The sequence below is a fragment of the Streptomyces rishiriensis genome, from assembly GCF_003112535.1.
Classification (GTDB): Bacteria; Actinomycetota; Actinomycetes; order Streptomycetales; family Streptomycetaceae; genus Streptomyces; species Streptomyces rishiriensis.
Map to the genome: position 1 here is coordinate 255,748 of NZ_BEWA01000001.1, position 12,310 is coordinate 268,057.

Genomic DNA, 12,310 nt, shown 5'->3' on the forward strand with positions numbered 1-12,310 from the left:
TTGCACGAGCCGACGATTGCCTTGCGGTTACCGCCCAGCCGCCTTGTCCGACCACGGCTCGTGGATCGGGTCGGTGGTGACCGCTTCGGGGCGTGCGGGACCGTGCCCGCTCCTGCGCTCCGGACGCGTCAGCCGCGGACGGTCAGGAGGTCTGCGGGACGGTTGCGTGCGGCCCATGCGGTCACCGGCCCGAGGGCCAGGCCGGCCGCGGCGAAGAGGACCGCCGGCACCAGCCAGCCGATCACACCGCCCTCGATCACGGTGGTGGTCAGGAGGGCGGGCGCGACCATGACGGCCAGTGCATAGCCGGTGAAGAAGAATCCCTGGTACTGACCCTGGCGATGAGGCGGGGCGAGGCTGAAGCCGATCGTCCACGCCGCGGCGGAGAAGACCATCTCCCCATAGACGTGCAGCGCTGCGGCCCCCACGAGGAACATCACCGAGAGCTGCACGGCGTGCGCGGAGGACGCAGCGAAGAGGAGGCACGAGGCAGCCAGTGCCCATCCGGCCAGTTTCACGACGCGCACCGCGCGAGGCACGTCCGGTACGCCTTTGGCGATGCGCACCTGGAACACCACCACGCACGCGGTGTTGATCAGGAACAGGACGGTCACCATCCAGCGCGGCGCACTCGTATGACGTGCGATCCACAAAGGGAGCACCACTTCCAGCAACACCGCGTGGACGGACAGCACCGCGCTGAGCGCGGTCACCACCGCGAAGGGGCGGTCTCTCAGCACCGAGAGTCTGTGCCCGCCGCCGGCCGGAGGCGTCGGCGGCACGGGAGGCAGCGCGGTCAGCACCATCGCCGACGCCAGGAAGGACAAGGCGTCCAGCACCACCACGGCGCGCAGGGCCGGCGCGGACCCCGAGTGCAAGGACACACTGGCGAGTGCGGCGCCGACGGCCACTCCCGCGTTCGTGATGGACCGCAGATACGCCCGCGTGGCCACGAGTTCGTCACCGTCCAACGTCCCTGCCACGGCCGCCTGGAGGGCTGACCTGCTCCCCCGTTCCATGACGATGAAAGCGCTGGCGACCAGAACGAACTGCGTGAAGGAGTCCACCAGGAGGTAGCCTGCGGCGGCAACGCCGTTGAGGGCGAGAAGGAGAGCGGTCGTACCGCGTGCTCCCTTGCGGTCCGCCAGGTGTCCCAGGGGCACTCCGGCGAACAGACCGACTCCCGCGGCGATGGTCAGGCCGGTTCCCCACTCGGTGACCGACAGCCCCGCGACCGTGGTGAAGTACAGGGCCGAGCACGTCATGAACGCGCCCTGACCCATCGTCAACAGCATTGTCGCCAGGGCCAGTACGCGCCCCGGTCCCGGTTCGGGGATCATTTGTTTCAGCACACGGGGCACCGTAGAGCAGGTGGCGGAACTGCCCAGGAATCGGTGCGCATGCCGAGAAGGCATAGCAGTAACCGGTCGGGTACAAAGGGCCGGTTCAGCGATCAACCGCGACCCGACGCGGTCTTCCTCCAGCTTCATGGCCGCAGGTGCGGGACGACCGACTCGGCGAAGAGCGTGACACTGTCCCAGTCCACAGGGGGCCGCACACCCAGCACGAAGTCGGTGACACCCAGTTCACGGTAGGGCAGCAGCGCTTCGACACACTGCTGCGGGGTGCCGAAGACGAGGTACTCCGGCCAGACGGGTGAGTCGGGCGGAAAGACGGCGCGCAGACGGTCGAGTTTGCCGGGCAGGTCCGCCGGGTCGTCGACGAGCAGGGCACGGAAGGTCATCGAACGGCGGACCTCCGCCGGGTCACGCCCGGCCCGTTCGCACTCCCGGTCCAGTCGGTCCATGCGCTCGCGGTACGGGACCGGGTCCGCGAGCAGGCTGTTCCACACGTCGCCGTGCCGTGCGGCCACGCGCAGCACGGGGTCGCCGGCACCGCCGACGACCAGCGGCAGCCGGGACTGCACCGGCGCGGGCCGGAGGTAGCCGTCCGTGATCCGGACGTGTTTGCCGGTGTAGGAGAACCGCTCGCCCGACCACAGGCCCCGCAGGACGGCGGCGGTCTCCTCCAGCATGTCCAGTCGCTCGGTGCGGGGAGGCAGCCCGAAGCCATACTGCTCGTGCGCCAGATCCGCGCCGCCGACCCCGATGCCCAGTTCCACCCGTCCGCCGCTGACGTGGTCGATGGTCGCGGCGAGCGCGGCCAACATCGCCGGATGACGCCACGCCACCGGCGCGACCATCAGCGCGCTGCGGATCCGAGTGGTGTGCGCGGCGAGCGCGGAGAGCAGGGTGGTGCCCTCGAAACACGGTCCGTCCGGTCCGCCCATGGGCGGGCGCAGGTGGTCGAAGACCGAGCACCAGTCGTAGCCGAGTTCCTCGGCGCGGCGCCACAACGCCAGTATCTCGCCGTAGCTCTCGTACTGCTGCCCGGAGTGGACGCCGAACCTCAGTGCCGGCTCAGGCGGCGGCATCGGCTGCCCCCGCACCGTGTGCCGTGCCCTCTTCCGTGCCTGTCACCGACTTCGTGCCCGCCACCGGCTCCGTGTCCGTCACCGACGCGAGAGCGGCGGTCAGGGTCCGCAGGCTGTGAAAGGTCTCAGGGGTGATCAGCTCGTCCGGGAGCTGGAGCCCGAACTCGTCCTCGATCGCCACCAGCGTCGCGACCGTGCGCAGCGAGTCGAGCCCGGCATCGCGCAGCGGGAGGTCCGGACTCAGCCCGTCGCCGGCGGCGCCGGGCAGCTGCCGGGCGACGAGATCACGTACGGTCGCGCTCAGGGTGTCACCGGTTCGGCCGGCCGGCGCAGTGCTCATGTTCCTCTTCTCCTTCGTCGGCGCGGGCGCCGCGAGAGGCGGCGTGCCGTCGGTCGGTCAGTGCGTGTCGAGACGCACGGTGACGGTCTTGGGGCGCTGGTACTCGGTGAGGGCGAGGACGCTCATGTCCGTGCCGTGCCCCGAGCTGCCCCGGCCGCCGTGGGGCAGTTCGGGACTCTGGTCCAGGTGGCAGTTGACCCAGACCTCGCCGGCGTTCAGCCCGTCGGCCACGGTCAGCACGGTGGCCGTGTCGGATCCCCAGACGCTCGCGGCGAGTGCCTGCCGTACGGAGTTGGCCAGTGCCACCGCCTCCTCCACGTCGTCCGCCGCCTGGACCGTCAGCACGGGGCCGAACACCTCCTCCAGCACGGCCGGGTCGTCGGGCGCCAGATCCGCGAGGACGCGGCCGGGCCGCCAGTAGCCGTTCTCCTGGCCCGGCGGCGGCGCGATGCCGGCGACGTGCTCGACGCCCGCCCCGCTGCTGGCGATGATGCGGTCGTGACGTGCCGCCTGGTCGGCGTTGTTGAGCGGTCCGAAGTCCACTCCGGCACGGCGGTCGCCCATCGCCTTGGCCAGGCCGTCGACGACGCGGTCGTAGTTCTCCCGCAGCGTGATCACCCGCGCCGGGGCGGCACAGCTCTGACCGGCGTTGTACGTGACGGCCCGCACCAGCGCCTCGTAGGTGTCCGCGGGCGCGTCCGGGAGGACCAGGACGGGGCAGTTGCCGCCCAGTTCCAGACTGACCCGGCGCAGTGCCGCCCGGGTGACGACGTCCTGACCGCCCGCCTCGCTGCCGGTGAAGGCCACCGCGTCGACGTCCTCGGCGACCAGCAGCCGCCCGGTGTCGCGGTCACCCGGCACGGTCACCAGCACGTCGGGGCCGAGGGTCCTGGCCGCGTCCCGGGCGAGCAGCAGAGCGGTGTCCGGAGTGGTCAGGGCGGGTTTGAGGACGACGGTGTTGCCGGCGGCCAGTGCCGGGGCGATGCGCCAGGCGGCCATCATGAGCGGGTAGTTCCAGGGCACGATCGCCGCGACGACGCCGATGGGTTCCCACCGCACCCAGCTCTCCCGGTCGCTGATGCGCCGGCCGGCCGCGGGTGCGGTGTCGGCGCGCTGGGCGCCGGCGTAGAACCGGAGCAGGTCGGCGCAGTTCTCGACCTCGCCCTGTGCTTCGGCGGTGGGTTTCCCCGTACCGGCCTGCTCGGCCAGGACGTACGAGGCGGATTGCTCCTCGATGAGGTCGGCGAACCTCAGGAGGCGTCGTGCCCGCTCCCGCGGGGTGAGGCGGGCCCAGGTGGGCTGGGCGCCGCGGGCGGCGGCCACGGCCGCGCGGGTGTCGGCCGCGCGGCCGACGGTTACAGACAACCGCTCCTGGCCGGTGCGCGGGTCGGTCAGGTGCTGGGTGAGTGCGTTCTGCGACATCGTTGGCCCTGATTCTGGTCGTTGCGGTCGGGAGGAAAACGGCAGGCGACTGTCGCGCTGCGCAGCTTGAGTCGTGGGAGGTCGTCACGAGGGGTGTGCGGGGCCGGCGGGGCCGTGGCACCCGACGGTGCCGGTCGGGTGCCACGGCTCCCGGTGGTGTTGCCGGCCGGCCGTCAGCGGGACGTGGCGGTCACCCGAACCGGTGCGGGGAGTGCGGGCAGCCCTTCGCCGTGAGCTCCTCGCCACTGGAGCCCTGGATGTCGCAGAGACGGCAGGTGATCTGGCCGAGATCGCCCAGAAGCGCGCTGTAGGCGGTGAGTTCCTGCCGTTCGGGGCTGTCCAGGTGACGGTGCGGGGCGCCCACGGAGAGGATCATGTGATCGGTCACCGCACCCACCGCGTGGGTGACGGCGCCTTCCACCATGTAGACCTGTCCGGGACGCGTCGGCACGATCTCTCCGGCGACGGAGATGGTGCCGGTGCCCGCCAGGACGAACAGCAGGTGGTCCCCTGGGTGGGTGTGCGGGGCGAAGCCGCTGCCGGCGGGCACGTGCAGGATGTCGGCGCCGACGTGGCCGCTGGAGAGCAGCGAGTGCCCCGTGGCGTCGGCGGTCTTCGACACCCGGGTGGGGCCGGGGGCGAGGTTGATGCCGAGCTGCTGGGTCGTACCGTCCAGGCCGAGATCGGTGGCCCAGTCGCAGATCAGCAGGGGCGCCCTGCGGGTGTCGCCGGGCTCTTCGCGCGGCCGCAGGGCGGCGGTCTCCGTGGCCTTCGCGCGGCCGAGGACCGACAGCAGCTGCACCGCCTTGGCCTCGCGTTCGGCCGGATCGAGGCTGTGCAGCTCCCGGCTCAGGACTTCGAGGGTCTCGTCGACGGGCAGGGCGTGTGTTGTCTCGGTCATGGTTCTTCTTCCTTCGTGCTCGTGGGGGTATTCGGTAAGGGCTCGGGGAGGGAGGTCAGAAAGCGGTGCCGCGGGTCGTGTCCGGCCGGCCGGCGGCGAACGGGATCCGGTCCAGGAGCTGGGCGAGGTGGCAGGCGAGGGGGGCGGCGAACAGGTGGTAGAGCAGCGGGGAGAACTCCTCGCGCACCTGCCCGTGGACAGGGAGTGCGGCCCAGGTCCCGGAACCGTCGAGGCGGTCCACAGGAGCGACGGTGACGACCCGCCGTCCCAGCTCGGTGGCGCGCCGCGCGACGCCGCGGGCGTGGTCGGAGCACCGGCCTGGCGGGGCGAGGACGAAGGTCGGCAGGTCGGCAGGGCCGGCGAACCGTTCGACGTGGCACCATTCCTCCAGGTCCTGGCCGATGGCGAGGACGGCGGAGGTCTCGATCACTTTGGCCGCGCTGTACAGGGCGGTGCCGTGGGACGGTCCGCTGCCGAGCACGGCCAGCGCCGGCGCGTCGGCGATGCGGTCGGCGATCCGCCGGGTCCGCACGACGAGGTCGTCCACGGTGGCTTCGACCGCGTCGGCCAGCGCGCCGAGTTCGCCCCGCACGGCGTCGGCGTCCGTACGGTCCAGATGTCCGCGTGCCTGCCCCAGCGCTGTCGCGAGCAGCAGGGCTCCCAGGAGACTCGCCTGGTAGGTGCGGACGCCCGGAGACGGTTCCTGGTCGGGCAGCGCGAGCAGGACGGTGGCGTCCGCGGTCCGGGCGAGCGGGCTCCGTGCTCCTCCGGTGAGGGCGACGGTCACGCCTCCGGCCGCTCGTGTCTGTTCCGCCGCGCGGATGACGAGCGGGGTGCGGCCCGAGGCGGAGACCGCGATGGTGAGCACGCGGGCGGGCGGGGGGAGGGCGGACGGCTGCCGGTAGTGGGTGAAGGGCAGCGCGCTCACCGGCCGGCAGTCCACACCGGCGACGGACCGGAACGCCATCTCGACCGCCCTGGCGGCGTGGTCGCTGTCGCCGTCGCCGACGACGACCACGGACTCGATGTCCGCCAGGCCTACGGTGCCCGGCAGCGCCCGCACCTGTTCGTCGAAGGAACCGGTGTGGGCCCGCAGGTCGTCGGCCAGACGCGACACCTGACGCAGCATCACTTCCGGTCGCATCGTGGGCTGTTCCGCCGGCGCGGAAGCCGGTTCGCCGCGGGTGGGCGACACCGTCAGGCCCCCCTGACGATGTCGACGTAGCGGCGCACGCGGTCGAGGTCGACCCTGCCGCCCCAGCCGCCGCTCTCCAGGCACGTCCCCACGAACGCACCGTCCGCGGCGGCCAGCATGCGGGCCGCGTTGTCGTGGTCGGTGTGTCCGGCCAGGACGATGGGCAGCTGGGGAACGGCGTCGCGGACGGCGGCGATCATGTCCAGCGCCGTGCGCTCGTCGGGATGCGACAGCGACACCGCGTCCGCGCCGACGGTACGGGCCGCGCGGGCCACCTGCGCGGTGGTCGCCTCTCCCCCGAACCACTTGAAGTGCATGGAGTCGATCTCCGCCACTATGCCGACGGCCTCCGCGTCGATCGACCGGCGGTAGCTCATCACCTCCAGGGGGTCGGCCCGCACCATGCCGTGGGCGGTGAGGGTCTGTCCCACCAGGGCGCCGGCACGGACGTAGTCGCCGCCGGCCACCTTCGCCACGGCCAGGGACGACTTGATGGCGTTGCGCATCAGCTGGACGCCGACGCGGAAGTCCTCGCCGGTCGCCTCGACGACCGCGCGCACGATCAGGCCCATCGCGGTGGTGCGGGCCGGATCGGACTCGTCGGCGACGCTGTAGACACGGTCGACCGTCTGGATGAGGCAGCCGTCCGCGCCGCCCTCGTACAGGGCCCGCGCGGACGCCACCGCCGTGTCGAGGATCTCGGGGAAGGTGTCGGGCCGGTGGAAGGGGGTGCCGGGCAGGGGCGCCAGGTGCACCATGCCGAGAATCAGCTTGTGGCCGCCGCCCGGTTCGGCCCAGGCACTCATGCGACGCCTCGCTGTCCGCCGCGCAGGGAGACCTCCGCCGGGGCCGTCCCGGCCACGAGATGGGCGCCCAGCCGGTCCAGGGCGGGCGCGAGCTGCTCCCAGGGACGGGCGGTGGTGATCCGCATGACGGCGCCGGAGAAGCAGAAGGTGAGGATGCCGGGGAAGAGGGAGACGCCCGTCTCCCGCAGGACGTCGCGGAAGCACCGGTAGGAGTCGTCCCAGCCGGGGAGTTCCACGGCTGTGTTGATGGAGAAGCGCGGTGCCAGCACCTGTGCGGGGGTCTGCGCCAGACGAACGGTCGCCGCGTCGCGCAGCACGGTCAGTTCCTCGACCCGTCGCCGCCGGTCCGTCCGGTAGGTGCGGTAGGCGTGGCGCAGCCGCTCCAGGTCGAGTCCGTAGGACGTCTCGAACTCCTTGAGCTCGTCCGGTCCGGGTTCCTCGACGCCGGTGATCAGCCAGCGCTCCATACGGGCCAGGACCTCGACGACCGTGTAGAAGAACGAGGGCGGCCCTCCGAAGGAGGAGGAGGCGTACTCGTAGTACTCGGCGATGAAGGCGGGGTCGGCGAGGAACCAGCCCGCCTTCAGGCCGGGAGCCGACCAGGTCTTGGAGAGGCTCGAGACGCGGACGACGTTGGGCGCGCCGCGCGCGGCCGAGCGCTTCTCGTACTCCCCCAGCCACTCGTGGCACTCGTCCAGGACGATCACGGTGGAGGGGGAGGCCGCTTCGACGAGCCGGGCGAGGCCTTCCTCCGTGACGGCCGCCCCGGTGGGGTTGCCCACGGTCTGCAGCAGCACGAGGGGGGTGTCGGGGGTGAGCGCCGCAATGAGCGGCTCGATCGACGTCTGTCCGTGCCCGCTGTCCAGGGGGACCAGCTGGACGTCGTGGCGGCGGGCGATCGTCTCGACCAGAGGCGGGTAGTTGGGTATCGCGCACAGCGCCGGTGCGGCGGACGGGGAGATGTCGTGCAGCACGAAGTCCGCGAGCGTGCTCACGGCGAAGGTCCCGCCCATGGTCATGGCGACGTGTTCGGGCCCGTAGTGCACGCCGTCGAGCCGGGCGCTCTCGTAGGCGGCGATCGCCTCGCGTGCCGGGTAGCGCCCGCGCGAGTCGGAGTAGCCGTACCAGTCGCGGTCCAGGGCGTAGCGGATGCACTCCTTCAGGCTCTGCGGCAGTCCCCACCGTTCCTCGTCCACCGCTCCCCCGGAGAGGATGTACCGCGCGTCGTCCCGGAGGCCGCCGTACAGGTCGTCGCGGAAGTACCAGTTGAACAGTTCCTTGACGAACCGGACGGTCGCCCGGGACCTCAGCACCTGTTCCGGTTCGACCAGGCGCAGGCGGCGGCTGTCCCGCCAGAGCTCGGCGAGCGCGGGGTGGTGTGCGTGGGTTCCCAGTTCGTGCTCCACGCGGCCCAGCCACAGGTCGCGCAGTTCGAGCGGGTCGTCGGGCCGACGGGCTCGGGCGAAGACGTCGAGCATTCGCTCGTCGACACGGGTGGTGAACGTGTCGGACAGTCCAGCGGGCCGCGGTGCGCGCTGGGAGAGCACCAGGGCGTCCGGTGAGGCGTGCGCGGGGCGCGGGGTCGGAAGGGAGTCGAAAAGTGTCATCGGCTTCTCGCAGGAGGGGCTGGAGGGAGGGGACCGGGCTGGTCCGGGCGGGTGCGTCGGGCCAGGCGGTGGCGCGTGGCGCCGCCCGTCACGGGGGCGTGGGGACGCCGTGGCACCGGGGACGGCGGAGATGGGGCCGGCGTCCGGCGCAGGTGGTGCGGGTGTGCCGGGTCCGGCGGGACGACCCGGTCGGCCCCTATCGGATGCGCAGGCGCTGCAGGTGACGTTCCTGTCGCGGCGGTGCCGCGGCACCGGCGGTCCGGCCGTGGAAGTGGTACGTGTTGTCGATCACCACGAGCAGTCCCCGACGCCAGCGCACACCGATCGTCTCCTGGGGCGCGTACATGGCGGCCAGCAGTTCGCGCAGTGCCGCGTCGACCGTCCCGGGGTCGGTGTCCGGCCGGCTGTGCGTCCACCGCAGTTCCTGGTCGAGGAAGTCCCGGTAGGAGAACACCCAGCGATCGTCGACGCGACGCGCGATGGCCGGCGCCTCCGGGCTGTCCCGGTAGCGGGTGCGGGAGAGCAGTTCCAGCGTGCTGGGCGACAGCCGGCGTGCCACCTCCCGCATGGGCACCAGCACGGTCCGGGCGTGCCCCGTGTCTTCGCCGGGGGTGACGCACATGAGCACGATGTACCGGGGCTGTTTCGCCACACCGGCGCCGCTGCTCTCGGAGTGCAGACTGAGGGAGTTACGGGCGAAGGGCTGCAGCGACACGTCCAGGGTGGGCGCGTGCCGGCTGCGGAGGTTGAGGATGACGCGCTCCTGTACGAACGGTTGTACCGCGGGGTCCGTCTCCGGTGTCGCCGTGCCCAGGAACTCGCCGAGCTCGATGAAGCGGTGGTGCGGCAGTGGCTCGTCGAGCTGTACGACGGCCAGTCCCTGGTTCCACAGTTGTTCGGTGATCTCCTGCTGCAGGGCGCCCCTACCGGTCTGCCCGCCCTCCACGACGCGCGCGGTCGGGGTGTGCAGACGCGTCGCGTTGCCCAACAGCGCTTCTCTCGCAGCGATGTGGGGATCGGACGGCGAGGCCCGGAAACATCCGTACGTGGCGCCGTGTTCTGACGTGCGTGGGGTTTCGAAGGGTGCGGCGGCGGGCTGTCTCATGCTCGGTTCCTTTGCTCGGACGCATCAGCTGCCAGGAGAATCCGACGGTGCACGCCGCCGAGGAATCCTCTCCCCCGGACCTCTGCTCCTGCGGCTTCGGCTCAGCACGCGGAACACTGTAGGGAGGGGTCCGGAACATCCCGGGAATTGCGCACAGCCGTGGTGGGCCACGGTCGATAGCCGGCCGGTTATCCGTGAGTTCTCCGGTGATCGTTAGGCTGGGCCCCCCTTTCCGAACCGTCGCTGGAGACGAGGCGTTCATGGGATTCACGCACGGACGCCGTGTCACGCACTGCCCGTACTGCGGCTCCGCCTACCCGGACAGCACGAGGTGGCCGTTGGAGTGCCGTGCGTGCGGTGAGACGCAATGGCGCAACCCGTTGCCCGTTGCGGTCGTGCTGCAGCCGGTGACGCGGGAGGACGGGTCGCGCGGAATCGTCGTGATCCGCCGCTCCCTTCCCCCGGGACGCGGCCGGCTGGCGCTGCCCGGCGGATATCTGGAGGCCGGGGAGAACTGGCGGGAAGCGGCCGTGCGTGAATTCCGTGAGGAAACCGGGATCGTGGCGTCGGCACAGGATGTTCGTCTTTACGGGGCGCACAGCACACGGGACACGCTGGAATTGTTCGCGCTGTTGCCGGAGCTGGCGGCCACGGGACTTCCCGAGCTGGTGCCCACATCCGAGACGCAGGGCTGTCACGTGCTCGGCGAAGCGGTGGAGCTCGCCTTTCCCGGGCACACCCGGGCACTGGCCGCCGCGTTGGCCGGCCGCTCGCGGCTCGAGTCCTGAAGGCCTTCCGTCCGCACCGGCCGAGGGCCCGCCCTTCACCGCAGCCGGCCCGAGGCGAGTGCCTCGGACAGCGACGCGGACAGCCGGGGGCGCAGCACCTTCCCGGTCGCGGTGCGCGGTATCTCCTCCACCGGCACCAGGCGCGAAGGCAGCACCGCCGGAGAGAACCTGGCCCGCAGCGCCGCCCAGGGCCCCGCCGCATCCGCGCGCCCGGTGAGCACCACGGCCGCGATGATGCTCTCTCCGGTGAACCGGTCCGGAACCGTGACGCAGGCCGCGTCGCGGACCTCCGGCAGGGCGCGCAGGACGCGGTCCATCTCCTCCAATGACACGGTCTCCCCGGACACCTTGGCGATGTTCTTCAGCCTGCCCGTGAGGACCACGTAGTCGCGTCCCTCCTCCCGCACCACGTGACCGAGGTCCTGTGAGTGGAACCATCCGTCACGGAACGCCTCCGCGGTGGCCCCGGCGTTGCCTGCGTAACCGGACATGACGTTGAAGCCCCGCATGCACACCTCACCCACCTCTCCCGCGCGCACCGGACGGCAGTTCTCGTCGAGCACCGCCACCTCGTTGCCGTAGACGGCCACGCCGACCGAGGGGATGTCCGCATCCAGCATGAGCCGACGGTAGGTGTCGTCGGACAGATCCGCCGGCATCGTGGTGGAGAAGTTCGTGGTCTCGGAGAGGCCGTAGGCCTGGAGCACCCGGGCGCCGAGCCGGTCGGCGACCGCGCGGGCGGTGCGCGTGGTCAGCGGGGCCGCCGCCGAGACGAAGTAGTCGAAGTCCGGAGGCACTTCGGCGCCGCGCCAGGTCTCCACGAGCGCTTCGAGCACGCCCGGTACCACGCTCGCGATGCGGGGACGGTAGTGCCGCAGCGTCTTCTGATAGGTCATCGGCGAGAACGACTCGGCGAGGATCGTGTGCGCCCCGGCCGTCATGGTGCCCAGCACGGTGAAATGCAGGCCGTTGACGTGGTGGATGGGCAGGCACCCCAGCACCCGGTCGCCGGGCATCAGGACGTGGTGACGTCGCACCGCCTCGGCGTTGGCCACCGCGTTGACGTGGGACTGGGCGACGAGCTTGGACGCCGCGGTGGACCCGGACGTCGCGAAGTACAGCGCCTCGGCGGCCGGGTCGAGGGGCGGCAGGGGCAGGGCCCGCTCCTGGAGCTCCTCCCAGTGCGGCAGCGCCGTGGAGTCCTCGTCCGGCGCGTCGGTGCCGGGTACGCGCAGCACGGCGAGCGCGCCGGCGGCCTCGATCTGCCGGGCGCGGCGTTCCGGCGGATCGGAGGGACCGAGCATGAGGAGGCCGAACCCGGCGCGGAGCACTCCCAGCACCGCGAGGACGGAGGGCACATCGTTCGTCGGGGCGAGCGCGAGCACGGCCGGGCGGGCAGTGCCGAACTCGGCGCACAGCCATCCCGCGAGTCGCGCGCTCGCGGTCTCGGCGGTGCGGTAGTCCAGCGTGGTATCCCTACCGTCGCGGGCCACGGCGGTGATCAGTGGCGCGTCGCCCTGACGCCGCGCGAACCGGTGCAGCGCGTCGAACGGGGTGCGCCACGCCGAGTGCGGGAAATCCGGGCCGGCTCCCAGGTACCCATGGGCGCGTGTGTGGTCGGCAGAGGTCATCGAGCGGCACTCCCTCATGGCTCACTTCGGATCGTGGAAGAGGTTGGTCGGATGGGTGGGGTGCGACCGTGCGGTACGGCC

Annotated in this window: 11 protein-coding genes; 1 reads left to right on the top strand and 10 read right to left on the bottom strand. The window is 71.8% G+C overall.

What is annotated here, in order from left to right:
• Positions 1-128: 128 nt before the first annotated feature.
• From Sri02f_RS01200 to Sri02f_RS01240, 9 genes are all read right to left on the bottom strand, one after another.
• On the bottom strand, positions 129-1,352 hold the full coding sequence (locus Sri02f_RS01200) for an MFS transporter (protein ID WP_159106636.1): 1,224 nt from the start codon (positions 1,350-1,352) through the stop codon (positions 129-131).
• A gap of 134 nt (positions 1,353-1,486) precedes the next feature.
• Positions 1,487-2,434 (bottom strand): LLM class flavin-dependent oxidoreductase, encoded by a 948-nt coding sequence (locus tag Sri02f_RS01205; protein ID WP_108999172.1) that lies wholly within the window; start codon positions 2,432-2,434, stop codon positions 1,487-1,489.
• Positions 2,421-2,774 carry a phosphopantetheine-binding protein gene (locus tag Sri02f_RS01210; RefSeq protein WP_108999173.1) on the bottom strand — a complete coding sequence of 118 codons (354 nt, stop codon included), beginning with the start codon at positions 2,772-2,774 and terminating at the stop codon, positions 2,421-2,423. Before Sri02f_RS01210 ends, Sri02f_RS01205 begins: the two co-directional genes overlap by 14 nt.
• A 57-nt stretch (positions 2,775-2,831) precedes the next feature.
• The gene (locus Sri02f_RS01215) at positions 2,832-4,196 is read right to left on the bottom strand and encodes an aldehyde dehydrogenase family protein (protein ID WP_108999174.1); all 1,365 of its coding nucleotides are present in this window, start codon (positions 4,194-4,196) and stop codon (positions 2,832-2,834) included.
• A gap of 190 nt (positions 4,197-4,386) precedes the next feature.
• A complete protein-coding gene (locus Sri02f_RS01220; protein WP_108999175.1) occupies positions 4,387-5,097 on the bottom strand; it encodes a cupin domain-containing protein in 711 nt (236 codons plus the stop codon).
• 55 nt (positions 5,098-5,152) lie between these two features.
• Positions 5,153-6,241: an SIS domain-containing protein gene (locus tag Sri02f_RS01225; RefSeq protein WP_108999176.1), complete on the bottom strand. Its 1,089-nt coding sequence runs from the start codon at positions 6,239-6,241 to the stop codon at positions 5,153-5,155.
• A gap of 53 nt (positions 6,242-6,294) precedes the next feature.
• Complete coding sequence (locus Sri02f_RS01230; RefSeq protein ID WP_108999177.1) at positions 6,295-7,098, bottom strand: BtpA/SgcQ family protein; 804 nt, start codon at positions 7,096-7,098, stop codon at positions 6,295-6,297.
• The gene (locus Sri02f_RS01235) at positions 7,095-8,705 is read right to left on the bottom strand and encodes a pyridoxal phosphate-dependent aminotransferase (RefSeq protein ID WP_108999178.1); all 1,611 of its coding nucleotides are present in this window, start codon (positions 8,703-8,705) and stop codon (positions 7,095-7,097) included. The genes Sri02f_RS01230 and Sri02f_RS01235 overlap by 4 nt, the downstream gene beginning before the upstream one ends.
• A gap of 196 nt (positions 8,706-8,901) precedes the next feature.
• Positions 8,902-9,693, bottom strand: coding sequence for a TauD/TfdA family dioxygenase (locus Sri02f_RS01240; protein WP_159106637.1), 792 nt, complete (start codon positions 9,691-9,693; stop codon positions 8,902-8,904).
• A 512-nt stretch (positions 9,694-10,205) separates the two neighbouring features.
• Between Sri02f_RS01240 and Sri02f_RS01245 the strand changes: the two genes are divergently transcribed.
• Positions 10,206-10,598, top strand: coding sequence for an NUDIX domain-containing protein (locus Sri02f_RS01245; RefSeq protein ID WP_245970272.1), 393 nt, complete (start codon positions 10,206-10,208; stop codon positions 10,596-10,598).
• A gap of 35 nt (positions 10,599-10,633) precedes the next feature.
• Here Sri02f_RS01245 and Sri02f_RS01250 read toward each other — a convergent pair whose 3' ends face one another.
• Positions 10,634-12,229 carry a class I adenylate-forming enzyme family protein gene (locus Sri02f_RS01250; protein ID WP_245970274.1) on the bottom strand — a complete coding sequence of 532 codons (1,596 nt, stop codon included), beginning with the start codon at positions 12,227-12,229 and terminating at the stop codon, positions 10,634-10,636.
• Positions 12,230-12,310 lie beyond the last annotated feature (81 nt).